Annotated in this window: 13 protein-coding genes and 1 riboswitch; of the genes, 9 read left to right on the top strand and 4 right to left on the bottom strand. The window is 62.7% G+C overall.

The genetic code is table 11. The annotated features are described in order from the left end of the window. The first annotated feature begins 49 nt into the window (after positions 1-49). Positions 50-1,996, top strand: coding sequence for a glycosyltransferase family 2 protein (locus J1C56_RS09470; RefSeq protein ID WP_214388193.1), 1,947 nt, complete (start codon positions 50-52; stop codon positions 1,994-1,996). A gap of 86 nt (positions 1,997-2,082) precedes the next feature. On the opposite strand, the gene ppk2 is transcribed toward J1C56_RS09470, so the two are convergent. Continuing rightward, positions 2,083-3,021, bottom strand: coding sequence for a polyphosphate kinase 2 (gene ppk2 / locus J1C56_RS09465; RefSeq protein WP_214388191.1), 939 nt, complete (start codon positions 3,019-3,021; stop codon positions 2,083-2,085). Between the two features lie 92 nt (positions 3,022-3,113). Here ppk2 and J1C56_RS09460 point away from each other — a divergent pair, with 92 nt between their 5' ends. The 5 genes from J1C56_RS09460 to J1C56_RS09440 all read left to right on the top strand — a co-directional run bounded on the left by J1C56_RS09460 (position 3,114) and on the right by J1C56_RS09440 (position 7,426). Continuing rightward, complete coding sequence (locus tag J1C56_RS09460) at positions 3,114-4,388, top strand: ATP-binding protein (RefSeq protein ID WP_214388189.1); 1,275 nt, start codon at positions 3,114-3,116, stop codon at positions 4,386-4,388. Between the two features lie 142 nt (positions 4,389-4,530). Beyond that, positions 4,531-4,800, top strand: coding sequence for an autorepressor SdpR family transcription factor (locus tag J1C56_RS09455; RefSeq protein ID WP_214388187.1), 270 nt, complete (start codon positions 4,531-4,533; stop codon positions 4,798-4,800). Next, positions 4,797-5,447, top strand: a complete 651-nt coding sequence (locus J1C56_RS09450) for an SdpI family protein (RefSeq protein WP_214388185.1) — start codon at positions 4,797-4,799, stop codon at positions 5,445-5,447. The genes J1C56_RS09455 and J1C56_RS09450 overlap by 4 nt, the downstream gene beginning before the upstream one ends. Positions 5,448-5,604: 157 nt before the next feature. Then, positions 5,605-6,330, top strand: coding sequence for a phosphate signaling complex protein PhoU (gene phoU, locus J1C56_RS09445; protein WP_214388183.1), 726 nt, complete (start codon positions 5,605-5,607; stop codon positions 6,328-6,330). An 82-nt stretch (positions 6,331-6,412) separates the two neighbouring features. Continuing rightward, positions 6,413-7,426 (top strand): magnesium and cobalt transport protein CorA, encoded by a 1,014-nt coding sequence (locus tag J1C56_RS09440; RefSeq protein WP_214388181.1) that lies wholly within the window; start codon positions 6,413-6,415, stop codon positions 7,424-7,426. A 129-nt stretch (positions 7,427-7,555) separates the two neighbouring features. On the opposite strand, the gene J1C56_RS09435 is transcribed toward J1C56_RS09440, so the two are convergent. Continuing rightward, entirely contained in the window at positions 7,556-8,074 is a 519-nt protein-coding gene (locus J1C56_RS09435; RefSeq protein WP_214388179.1) for a GcrA family cell cycle regulator, read from the bottom strand. A gap of 353 nt (positions 8,075-8,427) precedes the next feature. On the opposite strand from J1C56_RS09435, the gene J1C56_RS09430 reads away from it, so the two are divergent. From J1C56_RS09430 to J1C56_RS09420, 3 genes are all read left to right on the top strand, one after another. Next, positions 8,428-9,621 carry an aspartate aminotransferase family protein gene (locus tag J1C56_RS09430; RefSeq protein WP_214388178.1) on the top strand — a complete coding sequence of 398 codons (1,194 nt, stop codon included), beginning with the start codon at positions 8,428-8,430 and terminating at the stop codon, positions 9,619-9,621. A gap of 15 nt (positions 9,622-9,636) precedes the next feature. Next, positions 9,637-10,554, top strand: a complete 918-nt coding sequence (gene argF, locus J1C56_RS09425) for an ornithine carbamoyltransferase (protein WP_214388176.1) — start codon at positions 9,637-9,639, stop codon at positions 10,552-10,554. A 121-nt stretch (positions 10,555-10,675) separates the two neighbouring features. Further along, the gene (locus J1C56_RS09420; protein WP_214388174.1) at positions 10,676-11,668 is read left to right on the top strand and encodes an Hsp33 family molecular chaperone; all 993 of its coding nucleotides are present in this window, start codon (positions 10,676-10,678) and stop codon (positions 11,666-11,668) included. Between the two features lie 57 nt (positions 11,669-11,725). Here the strand turns inward: J1C56_RS09420 and apaG are convergent, their stop codons facing one another. After that, complete coding sequence (gene apaG, locus J1C56_RS09415) at positions 11,726-12,118, bottom strand: Co2+/Mg2+ efflux protein ApaG (RefSeq protein ID WP_214388172.1); 393 nt, start codon at positions 12,116-12,118, stop codon at positions 11,726-11,728. A 171-nt stretch (positions 12,119-12,289) separates the two neighbouring features. Further along, the gene (locus J1C56_RS09410) at positions 12,290-13,483 is read right to left on the bottom strand and encodes an O-succinylhomoserine sulfhydrylase (protein WP_214388170.1); all 1,194 of its coding nucleotides are present in this window, start codon (positions 13,481-13,483) and stop codon (positions 12,290-12,292) included. A 43-nt stretch (positions 13,484-13,526) separates the two neighbouring features. Continuing rightward, positions 13,527-13,604, bottom strand: a riboswitch (SAM riboswitch). Positions 13,605-13,613: the final 9 nt, after the last annotated feature.

Raw genomic sequence — 13,613 nt, 5'->3', positions numbered from 1 at the left:
ATTACTGTCGTAGTATCCAAATTTACGGCTCGCAGGCCGTGGGTGCGTGATGGTTGCGGTTGACTCCAGTCACGCGACCATCCGCCCCATTTTTTCTGCGCCGGAGCTGCGCCCTGCACAGCCCTTCCTCGAAGAAGCCAGTGAGAATGGGCTGGCCGCAACTGATCTGTTGACGGACTTCCCGGCAATTCACCGGGTGCTGGATGAACTCGGAGTGTCGAACCCTGATCGCGCCGTGTTAGCTGCGGAGGCGTTTTTCCAGGGAACCACCTTCCAGACGGAACTCTTGGCATCAGGAAAGGTGGCGGAAACCGCCTATTTTGCCGCGATGGCGCGAGGGGTTGGTCTCGATTACATCGCCGTGATCGAGCCGGAGCATTTGCTGATCGATGACGAGGCCTGTCTGGAGCAGCTTGACGCCAACCATCGTGTCATGTTTGCGGAAATCAGGGACGGATGGTGCCGCCTTGCCAAGGTCGTGGCGCCGCACGAGGGCGGCTGGAAGGCGCTGGCGCATAGCTTGCGAAGCAGGCCGGAGATGCGCGCCGGCGTCAAGGTGACGGCTCCGTCGGTGTTGCGCTCAGCTCTGCTGGCACGCTCGCGTCAGATCCTGACGCGGCGAGCGCGAGATCATCTCGCCGATACCAGATCGGATTGTTCGGCTCGGGATATCATTTGGCCATGGCAGGCATTTTCTCTGGGTGTTCTGAGTGGATTTCTGCCGGTCGCGCTGATCACCATACCGCTGCTCATCCTGACTGCTATGCATCTGTTGCTCGTCAGCTTCTTCATCGCCTGTTCTGCCTTGCGCGCGATTGCAGCGGCAGCATTGCCCAAGGCAAGGCGGGTGAAGATCTCGCTGCCGATGTCATCGGAATTGCCGGTTTATACGGTCCTCGTCGCGCTCTACGACGAAGCCGAAGTCGTGCCGCAGTTGCTCGTCGCATTGGGCCGGCTGCAGTGGCCGCGTAGCAAGCTTGAAATCAAGCTTGTCTGTGAACAGGACGATGCCAGCACGATCGCTGCCATCGCCGCCCACAACTTGCGCCCCTATGTCGAGCTCATTTTGGTGCCGCCGTCATTGCCAAGGACCAAACCCAAGGCGCTCGCCTATGCCTTGCCGCTGACTCGCGGTGAACTGGTCGTGCTTTACGACGCCGAAGACCGACCCGACCCCATGCAACTGGCTGAAGCATGGCAGCGCTTCCATCGGTCCGGCAACGACCTTGCCTGCCTCCAGGCGCCGCTGGAGATTGCCAACCGCCGCACGAGCCTGATCGCCAATATGTTCGGTTTCGAATACGCGGCCCTCTTCCGTGGCCTTTTGCCATGGCTCGCCAACAACCGAATCTTGCTGCCTCTGGGTGGCACATCCAATCATTTCCGCCGCGATGTGCTGGAGGCGACGGGAGGATGGGATCCGTTCAACGTTACCGAGGATGCAGACATCGGATTGCGGCTGGCACGCAGCGGCTACCGTTGCGAGACGCTGACCTTGCCAACGCGGGAAGACGCACCGGAGACCATGCGGGAATGGCACAACCAGCGTGTCCGCTGGCTCAAGGGCTGGATGGTGACATGGCTGGTGCACATGCGCCATCCGCGCGCGCTGGCTCGGCAGCTGGGGCCGGTTTCGTTTATCGTAACGCAGATATTGTTTGTGGGGATGGTGTTTTCCTCATTGATGCATCTGGTTCTGGCGATGACATTGATCGCCCTGTCGGTGCAGATCGCCCTAGATCAGCCATGGGGCATCTGGCAGACGCGGCTTGTCGCGCTCGACATTGCAAGCGTGATCCTTGGGTATTTCTGCTTCCTGTTTCTGGGCTGGCTGGTGCTTGAACCCAAGGAGCGACGTGGCTTCTGGAAGCTGTGCCTGTTCACGCCAGTGTATTGGACAATGCTGTCCTTTGCGGCATGGCGCGCTGTGATTGAGCTGGTGCGGCGTCCGCACCACTGGGCGAAGACGCCGCATCGCAAGGCGCGGAGCGCTTAGCGCATCGGCCCGAAAATCGGAATCGATTTTCGGAAACGACGATGCACAGATATAAAGAGTTAGAGTCCATACGGACGCACGCCGCCCTAGTCCTTCAGGAATTTCAGGCCCTCGGCGATGATCTTGCCATCGGGCCTGCCGACAGCGTCAAGATCGCGCCCGTCATAGGCTAGCGCCCGCAGGATATGGCGGATGACCGCGATGCGGCTGCGTCGCTTGTCGTTGGCCTGGACGACGATCCACGGCGCGTGCGGGGTGTGGGTCTTTTCGACCATCAGGTTGAGCGCCTTGGTGTAGTCGTCCCATTTGCTGATGCCGGCGATGTCCATCGGCGAGAACTTCCAGCTTTTGAGCAGGCTGTGGCGCCGGTCATGGAAGCGCTTTAGCTGCATCTCCTGGCTGATGTCGAGCCAGAACTTGAAGAAGTGGATGCCCTCGTTGACGACCATCTTCTCGAAGTTCGGGGTTTCGTCGAGGAACTGGCGGTGCTGCTCGGGCGTGCAAAAGCCCATGACAGGCTCGACGCCGGCGCGGTTGTACCAGGAGCGGTCGAAGGTGACGAACTCGCCCGAGGTCGGGAACTGCGCGACATAGCGCTGGAAATACCATTGGCCGCGCTCGGTTTCGGTCGGCTTGGTCAGCGCAACGTTGCGCGCCGTACGCGGGTTCATGTATTCGCGCACCGCAGCGATGGTGCCGCCCTTGCCGGCGGCGTCGCGGCCCTCGAACAGGACAAGCACGCGCTTGCCGGCGGCCTGCAACCAGGCCTGCAGCTTGACCAGCTCGATCTGCAGCTGTTCGATCGTCTGTCCGTATTCCTTCTGCGGCAGCTTGTCGTCATAGGGATAGTTGCCCGACGTCAGCGCCTTCTTGTCGACCCAGTCAGGCAGGATGGGGTCGTTGATGTCGAAGCTGCGCTCGTCCTTGCCGATCTTGATCTCGACCGGGCCGGCGACGGGCGGCGCATCGACCTTAACCGCGGCGCTGGCGGCGTTGTCCTTCTTGCTTTCCTTGTCTTTTTTCATGACCTCGGCACCTTTCCAGCTCGGCAAGTCATGCTATTGGGTGGCATGGGAGCGGTCCAGAGGCTTCTTGCAGGCGCATCGGAAACGTTCGTATGGCAGAGACCACCACGCAGACGAAGGCCAGGCGCACGGCGCGGATCGGGGTCGGCCGGCTTTACCAGAACCGATGGATGCTGGCTGCGGCTATCCTTGCTGTCCTTGCCGTTCGCTTCTTCGGCGGCGTCTCCATGCCCTTCACGGTTGCGACGATCGCAGCACTGGTGCTCTTTGCGCTTGTTGCGCCGCGCACGCCGGCAGCCCGACGATTGGCCGAGGCCAGCGCGGTCGACCGCTTGCCGCTCGACCGGCTGTCGGGCGAAAAGCTGGCGGCGGCCGTTGCCGATCCGCTCATCATCTTCGACCGCGACGGCACGGTGGTGCATGCCAACGCCGCAGCGGAAACCGCCTTCGGCGCGATCAGGCCCGAATTGCCGCTGCTGCTGAAGTTCCGTGCCCCCGAGATGCAGGCGCTGATCGAGGCTGTACTGGCGGGCGAGGGCAACGGGCAGGCGACCGACTATGTCGAGCGCGTTCCGTTCGAGCGTGTCTACCGTGTCACCGCATCAGCGGTCGGGCGTGGCACCGGGCTGTTCGTGCTGGCGTTCAAGGACCAGAGCGAGGCGCGCCGCATCGACCGCATGCGTGCCGACTTCATCGCCAATGCCAGCCATGAATTGCGCACGCCGCTGGCCTCCATCGCCGGTTTTGTCGAGACGCTGCGTGGTCCCGCACGCAACGACCCAAATGCGCGCGACCAGTTCCTGCAGATCATGCAGAACCAGACCGGACGCATGGCCCGCCTGATTGACGATCTCCTGTCGCTGTCGCGGCTGGAGATGAAGCCCTATCTCAAGCCCGGCGTCCGCGTCGACCTGCGCCAGACCGTGGAAGCCGTCATTGCCTCGCTTGGCCCGCTGGCCGGCGAGACCGGCGTGGTTGTCGAGCGTGACTTCGGCGACGGGCCGTTCGAAGTTCACGGCGACCGCGACGAGCTGTTCCAGGTGTTCCAGAACCTGCTCGAAAATGCCTGCAAGTACGGCCAGTCAGGTGGACGCGTGCAGGTGACGATGCGGCGGACGAGCGAAGGTGGCGAGCCGGAGATTGAAGTGACGGTCCGCGATTTCGGCCCGGGCATTCCGGAAGAGCATATCCCGCGCGTCACCGAGCGGTTCTATCGCGTCGATGTCGAAACCAGCCGCGCCCAGAAGGGTACGGGCCTTGGCCTGTCGATCGTCAAGCATATACTGACGCGGCACGGCGCAAGGCTGTCGATCCGCTCGAAGCTGGGCGAGGGCGCCGCCTTCACCGTGCATTTCCCTGTCCCCTAACGGCAAGCAAGCTCGCCTGGTGCAGGCCGCATCGACCGCTTGATACGAGCGGGCGGTTGCCGCAATGCGCCTTGATAATTCGTGTTGACTCTAATTAGAAGAATTTCTAATTAATGTTGTTGACACAATCAGCGGCAGCCAGATGGGCATCAACGCGGTCTTCGAGGCACTTTCACATCCGGTCCGGCGCAAGATCCTGGCGCTGCTCAAGAATGGGCCGCTGAGTGCCGGCGAGCTCGCCGGGCATTTCGACCTGACCAAGCCAACGCTGTCGGTGCATTTCAACAAGCTCAGGGAAGCCGAGCTGGTCGCTGTCGAACGGCGCGGCACGAGCCTGATCTACCACCTCAACACATCGATCCTCGAAGAGGCCCTCGCCGGGCTTCTCAGCCTGAAGGACCCGGAAACATGAACCAGGCCTTGTTTTCGCGCATCAACCTTGCGCTTGCGGCGGCACTCGTTGTGGTCACTCTTGCCGGCTACCTGCTGGTGCCGGCTGGGATGCCGTTGCCGATCCATTGGGGGCCGAGCGGCGAGGCCGACGCATTCTGGCCGCGCAACACAGCATTACTGCTGGCGCCGGTGGCGGTTGTCGTGCTGTCGGCGCTGCTCGCCGTCATCGGCAACCGCGCCGGGCCGGAGCAGATGGCGTCGAGCAAGCATGCCTTTGCGACGGTCATACCCGTCATGACCGGGCTGATGCTGGCGATCCAGAGCTCGATCGTGCTGATCGGCCTCGGCTACCCCGACCAGATGGTGCGCGTCATCACGCTTTGCCTCGGCGTCATGCTGATACTGCTGGGCAATGTCATGCCAAAGACGCAGCCCAATGCCATCGCCGGGGTGCGCCTGCCATGGATCATGAACGATCCCGCCCTGTGGCGGGCGACGCAGCGGCTGACCGGCTTGCTGTTCGTTGCCGGCGGCATGATGCTGGTTATCTGCGCCATGCTGGTGCGGCAACCGACCTGGCTGATCGTCGCACTGCTGGCAGCGTTCCTGGTGCCATTGGTTGTCGGCAGCGTCTACAGCTACCGACTGGCCCATCGCATGCGGTGATCGCGCCGAAGCCGGCAAAATTGTATCATCGCGGCCCTGCAGACGCGGATTTCGCTAAATGCCCCCACGGTTTCTTTTTTCCGTCATGCGGCTAGCGTAAAGCGCTAGATTCAGGATCACGATTCCCGGACGGGAAGCGACGAAAGAAAATTCGGCCATGCAGTCACAACACATAGTCAGTGCCTACGACGACGAGCTGAAGTTCCTGGCGCGGAAGATCGCCGCGATGGGCGGCCAGGCCGAGCGCATGGTCGACCAGGCGATCGCCGCCCTGGTCAATGCCGATCCGGCACTTGGCCAGAGAGTGATCCAGGACGACGTCGTGCTCGACGAGGCCCAGCGCGAGATCGACGACAAGGCGATCCTGATCATCGCCCGGCGCCAGCCGATGGCGACCGACCTGCGCGAGATCATCGGCGCGATCCGCATTTCGGCCGATCTCGAACGTGTCGGCGACCTCGGCAAGAACATTGCCAAGCGCGTCTCGGCGGTGGCCGAGGGCCGGCAGCCCAACAGCCTGTTCCGCGGCCTGGAGGCGCTGGCGGAGCTTGCGCTGACGCAGCTCAAGGAAGTTCTCGATGTCTATGCCTCGCGCTCGGTCGAGCGCATCGGCTTCGTGCGCGATCGCGACGAGCAGATCGACGCCATGTACACCTCGCTCTTCCGCGAGCTGTTGACCTACATGATGGAAGATCCGCGCAACATCACGCCGTGCACGCACCTGCTGTTCGTGGCCAAGAACATCGAGCGCATCGGCGACCACGCCACCAACATCGCCGAGACGATCTACTACATCGTGACCGGCGAGCAGATGCCACCCGAGCGTCCCAAGGAAGACAAGAGCCACCGCGTCACGCTGGAAAGCGGGGGAAAGCCCGGCTGAGTCGCGCGCCAGCAGGCTCTTCTGTGACGGGTGGTGAAGGTTTAGAATAGTCTCCGATTGGCGGGCCTCGCAGGGGTGCAGCATGACCGAACTTGCCAGGAAGTTCGACAAGGACCCCGAGCTGGAAGGCGGCGTCGTCGCGTCTAGCGTCTATTTCGGCGGACGCCGCATTGCCGATATCCCCATCGAGGAAGCCGGAATCTGGGCGACCAAGGAAGGCCACGTCGTGTGGATCGGCCTGTTGGAGCCGGATCGAGAGCTGCTGCTCAGGGTGCAGCGGCAGTTCAATCTGCATGACCTCGCCATTGAAGACGCCGAGCATCCCCATCAGCGCCCCAAGATCGAGCAATATGGCGATGCCCTGTTCATCGTCGCGCGCACGGCGCAACTGGTGCAGGGCCGGGTCAATTTCGGCGAGACGCATATGTTCGTCGGCAAGGGCTACATCGTCAGCGTCCGCCATGGTGTCTCGACGTCCTACGCGGCCGTCCGCCAGCATTGGGAATCCTGTCCCTCGGCGCTGGCCAAGGGCGAGGACTTCATCCTCTACGCGATCCTGGATTTCATCGTCGATAACTACATGCCGGTGCTCGAGCAGATCGAAGAAGAGGTCGACCTCATCGAGGACGGCGTGCTGGCGCGGCCGATGACGGCAAAGGATATCGAGCGGCTCTACATGCTGCGCCGTGATCTGCTGCGCCTGCGCAATGCCGCCGGCCCGCTTGTCGAGGTCTGCCGCCGCCTGACCAGTGCCGACCTGCCGCAACTGCGCCCGGCGATGCACCCGCTGTTTCGCGATGTCACCGACCACATCCGCACGGTGCTGGAAAAGGTCGACAATCTGCGCGAGGTGCTGGCCTTCGCCTTCGAGGCAAGCCTTCTGGTCGGGCAGAGCCAGGAAACCGCGATCGCCAAGAAGCTGGCCTCATGGGCGGCGATCCTGGCGGTGCCGACCGCACTTGCCGGCATTTACGGCATGAACTTCAACGACATGCCGGAGCTGCATTTCGAATACGGCTATCCCACAGTCCTTGTCGCCATCGTGACGATCTGCTCGATCTTGTACTGGCGCTTCAGGAAGAACGGGTGGCTGTGAAAAGAGCGAATAGCGAATAGCGAGTAGCGAAAGAAAAAGCCCCGGAACGCTTGACGATCCGAGGCTCTTCAAAATTGTACTATTCGCTATTCGCTATTCGCTATTCGCTATTCGCTATTCGCTATTCGCTCAGCGCGAGCGGCGACGCTCCGAGGCCGGCTGGAAGGCGATCTTCGAGTGGTAGCCGCAGTAAGGGCCGCTCTCGCCGGCTTCGTTGCCGCAGAAGCTGAACTCTTCGCTCAGCGGATCGCCGTTCGGCCACTTGCAGGTACGCTCGCTGAGCTGGACAAGCTGCAGGCGGCGCGAGATCGGCACCACGACATTTTCGACCGGGCGAATGTAATGGCGGGCAACCGGCTCGACCTCGAACTGCGCCTGCAGCGCCGTGGCGCCGATGCTGGCGGTCACGGTACGCGTCGCGGTCACGGTGCGCTGCACCGATTTGGTCGCGGTCGTTGCTTGCGTCGTCTTCTTTTGGCGTGCCGGAGCAGCCGTTGCGCGGCCGCGGCTCGACAGCTTCAGGCGGTGAACCTTGCCGATGACGGCATTGCGGCTCACACCGCCCAATTGCGCCGCGATCTGGCTCGCGCTCAGACCTTCCGACCACAATTTCCTGAGAAGTTCGACCCGCTCGTCAGTCCAGTTCATGAGACAGTGCTCCTGATTTAACGCGCAGAATTCGGAATCCTTTTCCGTCCCGGCAAGCCGGGTGGACACCACATCTATTCGGTGAATATGTCCGCCGCACGAAATCTAGTTATTTCTCAATTACAATTACCGATGCGCCGAGTCCGTGACAAGAGTCGCGGAGGCTTTGCGATTCGGTTTTTGCGGTTTTCCCCAACTTGCCGATGTAACGTGGCTACATGGCAACGGGTGGCTTGGATTGCATCGCCCTAAGCGACGTTTTCGTTGACTTCATGGCAGAAAAACCTGATATAGCCGCAGGCCGCCCCTCTGAGGCGGCTTTTTGATTTTTTCCGGTTTCGGAGAGACATATAATGAGCGGATCGGCGCTTTTCGAGACGTTTGCTCGTGCACCTCTGGCTTTCGAGCGAGGCGAGGGCTCCTGGCTGATCACCGAGGGCGGTGAGCGATATCTCGATTTCGCTGGTGGCATCGCGGTGAATTCGTTGGGCCACAGCCATCCGCATCTGGTCGAGGCGCTGACCGAGCAGGCCGCAAAGCTGTGGCATGTCTCCAACCTGTACCAGATCCCCGGCCAGAGCCGGCTGGGCGAGCGCCTGGCCGAAAACTCCTTCGCCGATCGCGTCTTCTTCACCAATTCGGGTGCCGAGGCGCTTGAGTGCGCGATCAAGACCGCGCGCCGCTACCAGTATGTCAACGGCCACCCCGAGCGCTACCGCGTCGTTACCTTCGAGGGCGCCTTCCACGGCCGCACGCTGGCGACAATCGCCGCCGGCGGCCAGGCCAAGTACCTCGAGGGCTTCGGCCCGAAGGTCGAAGGCTTCGACCAGGTTGCCTTCGACGACATCGATGCGGCAGAAAAGCTGATCGGCCCCGAGACCGCGGCGATCCTGCTCGAGCCGGTGCAGGGCGAGGGCGGCATCCGTCCGTTCCCGACGCAGTCGCTGAAGCGCCTGCGCCAGCTGTGCGACAAGCACGGCCTGCTGCTGATTTTCGACGAGGTCCAGTGCGGCATCGGCCGGACCGGCAAGCTGTTTGCCCATGAATGGGCCGGCGTCAATCCCGACCTGATGGCGATCGCCAAGGGTATCGGCGGCGGTTTCCCGATGGGTGCCTGCCTTGCCACCGAAGAGGCTGCGAGTGCGATGACCGCCGGCGTCCACGGCACGACCTTTGGCGGCAATCCGCTCGCCATGGCAGTCGGCAATGCCGTGCTCGACGTCGTGCTCGAGGAGGGCTTCCTCGACGAGGTCAGCCGCAAGGCGCTGCTGATCAAGCAGGGCCTCGCCGCCATCGCCGACGAATTCCCCGATGTGATCGAGGACATCCGCGGCTCCGGCCTGATGCTCGGTCTCAAATGCACCATGCCCAACACCAAGGTGAACATGGCGCTGCGTGACCACAAGCTGCTTGCGGTGCCGGCTGGTGATAATGTGATCCGCCTGCTGCCGCCGCTGACGACCAGCGACGCGGACATCCAAGAGGCGCTAGCGCGCATTCGCGCCGGAGCTGCCAGCCTCTCCAAGGCCGCCGCCAGCGGCGGCTGAACCCAAGGAAGTTACATGACCAGCGGGATTCGCCATTTCACCGACCTCTCGGCACTTTCCGGGAGTGACCTTCGCGGGATTCTCGACGACGCCGCGGTGCGCAAGGCGCGCCTGAAGGCCGGCGAGCGATCGAAGCCGCTGGAAGGCAAGGTGCTGGCGATGATCTTCGACAAGCCGTCGACGCGCACGCGCATCTCGTTCGACGTTGGCATGCGCCAGCTCGGCGGCGAGACCATCATGCTGACCGGCACCGAGATGCAGCTTGGCCGCTCCGAGTCGATCGCCGACACCGCCAAGGTGCTGTCGCGCTACGTCGATGCGATCATGATCCGCACCACAGCCCATGACCGGCTGATCGAGCTGACCGAAAACGCGACAATCCCCGTCATCAACGGCCTGACCGACGACACCCACCCGTGCCAGCTGATGGCCGATATCCTGACGTTCGAGGAACATCGCGGGCCGGTGCGCGGCAAGACCTTTGCCTGGACCGGCGACGGCAACAACGTGCTGCACTCGCTGCTCGAGGCCTCGGCCCGCTTCAGCTTCAACGTCAACATCGCCGTGCCCGAAGGCAGCGAGCCGGAAGAGAAGTACATCGACTGGTCGCGCGCCAATGGCGGCAAGGTGATGATCACCCGTTCGGCCGAGGATGCGGTGCGCAATGTCGACGCCATCGTCACCGACTGCTGGGTGTCGATGGGCCAGGAGCATCGTGCCCGCGGCCACAATGTGTTCCTGCCCTATCAGGTCAATGCCGACCTGATGAAGCACGCCAAGCCCGACGCGCTGTTCATGCACTGCCTGCCGGCCCATCGCGGCGAGGAAGTGACCGACGACGTCATCGACGGCCCGAACTCGGTGGTCTTCGACGAGGCGGAAAACCGGCTGCATGCGCAGAAGGCCGTGCTCGCCTGGTGCCTGGGCGCTTGAATGCCTGATCTGCCGCCCCTATCTGGTGCGGGATCAAGTCAATCTATTGGCGTTAGCGCCTCGTTCTGCGACCATCGGCAGGCCCGAGGGTCGCGGAACCAATCATACAGGATGAGTTCCAGTGGCTGAGACCGAACGCAAGCTCGGCGAATTTGGGTTCGCCGGCGACGACCATGTTGTTCCATTCGCGGTGGAGCCGCTCGACGTGCGCGGGCGCACAGTCCAGCTCGGCCCGCTGCTCGACCAGATTCTTGAACGGCACGACTATCCGGAACCGGTGGCCAGGCTTCTGGCCGAGGCCTGCGTGGTCACCGTGCTGCTCGGAACATCGTTGAAATTCGAAGGCAAGTTCATTTTCCAGACCCGCACCGACGGGCCCGTGGACATGCTGGTCGCCGACTTCACCACGCCGCATTCGCTGCGTGCCTACGCACGATACGATGCCGACCGGGTCGATGCGGCGATCGCGGCAGGCATGACTTCACCCGAAGATCTGCTGGGCAGCGGTGTTCTTGCGCTGACCATCGACCAGGGCGAGCACACCCAGCGCTACCAGGGCATCGTCGAGCTGAACGGCATCACGCTGGAAGAGGCGGCGCGCGCCTATTTCCGTCAGTCGGAGCAGATCCCGACCGATGTGCGCCTTTCGGTGGCAAAGCTGGTCCTGCCGGCCGAAGGCGGCCCGCGCGAGCATTGGCGCGCCGGTGGCCTTCTGGCGCAGTTCCTGCCTGACTCGCCCGAACGCCGGCGCGTGGCCGACATCCATGGCGGCGACGGCGACGAGCGCGACGTGGCGGTCCACCCGGACGACAATTCCTGGCAGGAGCTTCTGGCGCTGGTTGGAACCATCGAGCCGACCGAACTGATCGACCCGACCGTCGGCACCGAGAGGCTGCTCTACCGCCTGTTCCACGAGCATGGCGCGGTCGTCTATGAAGGCGTGCGCGTCGTCGATGAATGCTCGTGCTCGAGCCAGAAGATCAAGGGCATCCTGCAAGGTTTCACGGCTGAAGAGATCACCAACAGCGTCGAGGACGGCGTCATCCGGGTCGCTTGCGAGTTCTGCTCGAAGTCCTACGAGTTTGATCCCGCCGAGTTCGCGCCGGTCCAGTAGCTCGACCCTGCGGTTGAAGCTGGCCGAAAGCCGGTGCCGACTTTTCGTGACCCTGCTCTAGTTCAGCCTGTGCCAGGCGTCGGGCAGGTCGAGCGAGAAGGCGGGAATGGCGATGTCGAACATCTCGCCCGCCTCGTTGCGCATGGTATAGCGCCCGACCATGATGCCTGACGGCGTCGAGAGCGGGCAACCGGACGCATATTGATAGCTGTCACCGGGATTGAGTTCGGGCTGGTCGCCGACCACGCCCGGGCCGCGGACTTCCTCGACCCGGCCCGAGGCATCGGTGATGTGCCAGTAGCGCGACAACAGCTGGACGAATTCATCCGAGTTGTTTTCGATGGTGACGCGGTAGCCCCAGACATAGCGGTTTTCCGACGGCTCCGACTGGTCCACCAGGTAGAAGGGCTCGACCTCGACCGCGATGTTGCGGGTGATTGCGCGATACATATGCTGCGCTCCTTGGCCTGCACATTGACAGAGTCCGCCGCACGAGGCGGCGGGTCAACTGCTCTTAGACAAAATCACGCCGATTGTGATGACTGTGCGGTGGATTTCACCTTGCCGACGCATCGGAGGGCGGCGCTCCGGCTTGTGGAGCGCCGTCCTCTTTCGGTGCGTTTAGCGAGCCGCCTTCAGCGCATCGCCGATGTCGTTGAGCAGGTCGTCGGCGTCTTCGAGGCCGACCGACAGGCGCAGCGTGCCGTCGTCGATGCCGAGTTCGGCACGGGCCTCGTCGCTGAGGTTCTTGTGCGTCGTCGTCGCCGGATGGGTGATCAGGCTCTTCGAGTCGCCGAGATTGTTCGAGATCAGGATGATGTTGAGCGCATTTTCGAAGGCGAAAGCCGCCTTCTTGCCGCCCTTGACGTCGAAGCAGATCAGCGTCGAGCCGCCCGACATCTGCTTCTTGACGATGTCGGCCTGAGGATGGTCGGCCCGGCCCGGATAGATCAGGCGCGACACCTCGGGACTTTCGGCCAGGAAGTCGGCGATCTTGCCGGCGGTCTCGGTCTGCTGGCGCACGCGCAACGGCAGGGTTTCGAGGCCCTTGAGCAGCGTCCAGGCGTTGAACGGCGACAGGCTCGGGCCGGTGTGGCGGAAATAGTCGTGCAGGTTCTCGTCGATCCACTTCTTGTCCGACAGGATCACGCCGCCAAGGCAGCGGCCCTGGCCGTCAATGTGCTTGGTGGCCGAGTAGACGACGATATGGGCGCCGAGTTCGAGCGGCTTCTGCTGCATCGGCGTGGCAAAGACGTTGTCGACGACCAGACGCGCGCCGATCGAATTGGCAAGCGCCGCGACGGCAGCGATGTCGACGACTTCGAGCGTCGGGTTGGTCGGGCTTTCCAGGAAAAACAGCTTGGTGTTGGGCTGGACCGCCTTTTCCCAGTTCTCGATCAGCGTGCCGTCGACCAGCGTCGCCTCGATGCCGTATTTCGGCGCCAGCGTCTCGACGACCCAGCGGCAGGAGCCGAACAAAGCGCGGGCGGCAACGATATGGTCGCCGGCCTTGAGACCGCACAGGATCGCGGCCGTGACCGCAGCCATGCCGGAAGCAGTGGCACGCGCGTCTTCAGCGCCTTCGAGCGCGCACATGCGCTTTTCGAACATGTCGACGGTAGGATTGGCGTAGCGCGAATAGATGAAACCCGGGCTCTCGCCCTTGAAGCGGGCCTCGGCACTTTCGGCGCTGTCATAGACATAGCCCTGGGTGAGGAAAATCGATTCCGAGGTTTCGCCGAAGCCGGAGCGGAGGGTGCCGCCATGGACGAGGGTGGTCTGGGGTTTCCAGTTACGCTGCTTTTCAGAGCTCATAGCCAAATCCAAATACAAAAAAACCGGCCGCGAAAAGTCGCAACCGGTCCACAACGCGGCCCTTTAGCGACTTGTTTAACGTGGCTGCAAGCCGACCGGCCAAATCACCACGGGATAAATGTCCTTTAGA

The sequence above is a fragment of the Aminobacter anthyllidis genome (assembly GCF_018555685.1).
GTDB classification, from domain to species: domain Bacteria; phylum Pseudomonadota; class Alphaproteobacteria; order Rhizobiales; family Rhizobiaceae; genus Aminobacter; species Aminobacter anthyllidis.
Note: the sequence above shows the minus strand (reverse complement) of the source record. Positions and strands in the feature narration are given on the sequence as shown.

Bases quoted from the DNA above. Each gene is read 5' to 3' on its own strand.
- J1C56_RS09470 (WP_214388193.1), top strand. From the start codon at position 50: ATGGTTGCGGTTGACTCCAGTCACGCGACCATCCGCCCCATTTTTTCT.
- ppk2 (WP_214388191.1), bottom strand. From the start codon at position 3,021: ATGAAAAAAGACAAGGAAAGCAAGAAGGACAACGCCGCCAGCGCCGCG.
- J1C56_RS09460 (WP_214388189.1), top strand. From the start codon at position 3,114: ATGGCAGAGACCACCACGCAGACGAAGGCCAGGCGCACGGCGCGGATC.
- J1C56_RS09455 (WP_214388187.1), top strand. From the start codon at position 4,531: ATGGGCATCAACGCGGTCTTCGAGGCACTTTCACATCCGGTCCGGCGC.
- J1C56_RS09450 (WP_214388185.1), top strand. From the start codon at position 4,797: ATGAACCAGGCCTTGTTTTCGCGCATCAACCTTGCGCTTGCGGCGGCA.
- phoU (WP_214388183.1), top strand. From the start codon at position 5,605: ATGCAGTCACAACACATAGTCAGTGCCTACGACGACGAGCTGAAGTTC.
- J1C56_RS09440 (WP_214388181.1), top strand. From the start codon at position 6,413: ATGACCGAACTTGCCAGGAAGTTCGACAAGGACCCCGAGCTGGAAGGC.
- J1C56_RS09435 (WP_214388179.1), bottom strand. From the start codon at position 8,074: ATGAACTGGACTGACGAGCGGGTCGAACTTCTCAGGAAATTGTGGTCG.
- J1C56_RS09430 (WP_214388178.1), top strand. From the start codon at position 8,428: ATGAGCGGATCGGCGCTTTTCGAGACGTTTGCTCGTGCACCTCTGGCT.
- argF (WP_214388176.1), top strand. From the start codon at position 9,637: ATGACCAGCGGGATTCGCCATTTCACCGACCTCTCGGCACTTTCCGGG.
- apaG (WP_214388172.1), bottom strand. From the start codon at position 12,118: ATGTATCGCGCAATCACCCGCAACATCGCGGTCGAGGTCGAGCCCTTC.
- J1C56_RS09410 (WP_214388170.1), bottom strand. From the start codon at position 13,483: ATGAGCTCTGAAAAGCAGCGTAACTGGAAACCCCAGACCACCCTCGTC.